A 2,771-nucleotide genomic window follows, 5' to 3' on the forward strand; every position below is an offset into this window, starting at 1 on the left:
TAGATGTCGTTGCCCTTGCCACCGATCAGCGTATCCGCACCCTTGCCGCCATCGAGCGTGTCATTGCCGTTGAGGCCGGAGAGCGTGTTCTTGGCGTCGTTGCCGGTGATCCGGTTGTCGACCCCGTTGCCGGAGCCGTTGAGCTCGGCGGTGCCGGTCAGGATCAGGTTTTCGACCTGGCCGAGCAGCTTGCTGCCGATGAGAAGGCTCAAGCTGATCGAGCTCTTGATCGTATCCGTGCCAAGGCCGCCCCACTCGTCGACCGTATCGTTGATGCTGTCGACAAGATAGGTATCGTTGCCATCACCGCCGCGCATGATGTCGTCACCGGTGCCGCCATCGAGCGTATCGTTGCCGGCGCCGCCGAGAAGCGTGTCGTTCTCGGTACCGGCTTCCAGCGTGTCGTTGCCGATACCGCCGTTGAGGATATCGCCGCCCGCACCGCCCGTCAGCTTGTCGTCGCCATCGCCGCCGTTCAGGGTGTCGAAGTCGGCGCCACCGTCCAGCGTATCGTTGTCCGCGCCGCCGTTCATGACATCCAGGCCCGCGCCGCCCTGCAATTTGTCGTCGCCATCCCCGCCGTTCAGGGTGTCGTTTTCGCTACCGCCATCCAGCGTATCGTTGCCGGTGCCGCCCTCCAGCCTGTCGACGCCCGATCCGCCGATCAGGTTGTCATCGCCGTCGCCACCCTTGAGGATGTCGTTGTCGATGCCGCCATCGAGCGTGTCGGCGCCGTTGTCGCCATTCAACGTGTCGTTTCCGCCGTAGCCGTTCAGCGTATCGTTCCCGTCCCGTCCGGACAGGATATCTGCCATGCCGTTGCCATTGATCCTGTTGTCGAGCCTGTTGCCATTACCGGTGTGGCCCAAGATGTCCAAAACGAAGGTAATGTTCTCGACATCCCCGAGCACGCGGCTGTCGAGGGCGGGGTCGAGATCGAAATCGACGCCCCAGTAATCGATGGTATCGATGCCGTCGCCGTCCCGCTCATCCACGACGTCGGCGCCATTGGTATACAGATAACGGTCATTGCCCTTGCCACCGACGAGAAGGTCGTCGCCCAGGCTGCCATCCAGCGTATCGTCGCCGTCAAGGCCATAGAGCGTGTCCTTGCCGACACTGCCCAAAATCTTGTTGTTCAGGCTGTTGCCGTAGCCGAAGAAATCGGCCTCACCGCGCATGGTCAGGTTTTCGACACTGCCGCGAATATTCGTGCTGCGCAGATCGTAGGAACCGTAGCTGATGACGGTATCGTTGCCGGCGCCGCCATCGGCCTGCTCGTCGATGACATCCTCATCGCCATAGACGACATAGGAATCGTCGCCCGCACCGCCGATGAGGGTGTCGTTGTCGCCAAGATCGGATTTGCCGCCTGACAGCGTGTCGTTGCCGCCAAGACCACGCAGCGTGTTGTCGCCGCCGTTGCCCTTCAGCTCGTTGTTGAGCGCGTTGCCCGTGCCGTCGATATCGCCCGTCCCCGTCAGGGTGAGGTTTTCGAAATCGGCGCCGAGCGTGTAGGTACGGGAGACGCTGATCGTATCAATGCCCGCCTTGCCTGATATCGTCATGCGGCCCACATCCAGGTCTCCCAGGATGAAGGTGTCATTGCCGGCGGATCCCTCCACCGTCTCGATGCCGGTGAGCTTGGCAAAATCCACGGTGGTGCCATCCGCGAGCTTCAGCGTATCGTTGCCGTCCTTCCCGTCGATGCCGGTGATCATGTTCATGCGGACACTGTTGACGATGAAGATGTCATTGCCCGACTGGCCGTCGGTGACCGGGTTCGTGCCTTCCAGCTTTTCGATGCCGGCAAAGGTCGCCGGCAGGGTGATGTCGAGCGTACCGGTCTGCCGCAGCCTGATCGTGTCCGTGCCGCCAAGGCCGTTTACGAAATCGCCTGCGCTCAGGCCGCCATCGTCGGCAAGGATAATGTCATCGCCATCGGTGCCTTCCACGGTGTCGACACCCGTGATGAAATGAGCGCCACCCTGCGCCACGTCCACGACTGTTTCATTGCGGGTGACTGTGATCGTTGCGGCCATGAAATATCCTCCGGATAACGATTAAACGATTCATTTTTTTGGTAATTCTAAATTTAGCATATTCTCCTGTTTTCCCGTGTCAATGGAAGTCTGCGATATCAACACCCCGTCCTCCGGGGCCTCCCCCTCCCCGGATTGCCCGGTGCGACGAAGCCGGCGGCTTCCCCATCCGGGGTCAAGACAGGTCGCCGGGATGGGATGGGCTGCGGGGTGTGAGGAGCTGTAGTGCCGCGCCCATGTTTGCTCGCACGGCGTTTCCTTTTCCGCACCGCACCCCCCTCTGGCCTGCCGGCCATCTCCCCCAGGCGGACGAGCTTCGCTCGCCGCGAGGGGGGAGATCGGGATGGGGATTCTTGGGGCAGTCCCTAGTAGACGTCTGTGCAATTGAGACGCTGATTGTTTGGGAAGTCATAAAACGCGAAGTCGATCTCCCCCCTTGAGGGGGAGATGTCCCGGCAGGGACAGAGGGGGGTGCCGTGCGGCAAATGCAACGCCATAAAGGACCGGAGGGCAAAACGGATCGCCGGGATGTGATGAGCTGTGCGGTCTGAGGAGCTGCCGTGCCGCGCCCATGTTTGCCGAACGCATCGTCTCATTTTCCGGGGCGCACCCCTTGCCTCGCACGGTGTTTCCTTTGCCGCACCGCACCCCCCTCTGCCCTGCCGGGCATCTCCCCCAGGCGGACGAGCTTCGCTCGCCGCGAGGGGGGAGATCGGGACGAGGATTCTT

At 61.8% G+C, this 2,771-nt stretch carries 1 pseudogene; it reads right to left on the bottom strand.

Annotated elements, in window-relative coordinates:
* Positions 1-2,042, bottom strand: a pseudogene (locus GGR23_RS22945) (calcium-binding protein); the annotation flags it as partial.
* Between the last annotated feature and the right edge of the window lie 729 nt (positions 2,043-2,771).

Origin of the sequence: Gellertiella hungarica (assembly GCF_014197145.1) — a bacterium.
Classification (GTDB): domain Bacteria; phylum Pseudomonadota; class Alphaproteobacteria; order Rhizobiales; family Rhizobiaceae; genus Gellertiella; species Gellertiella hungarica.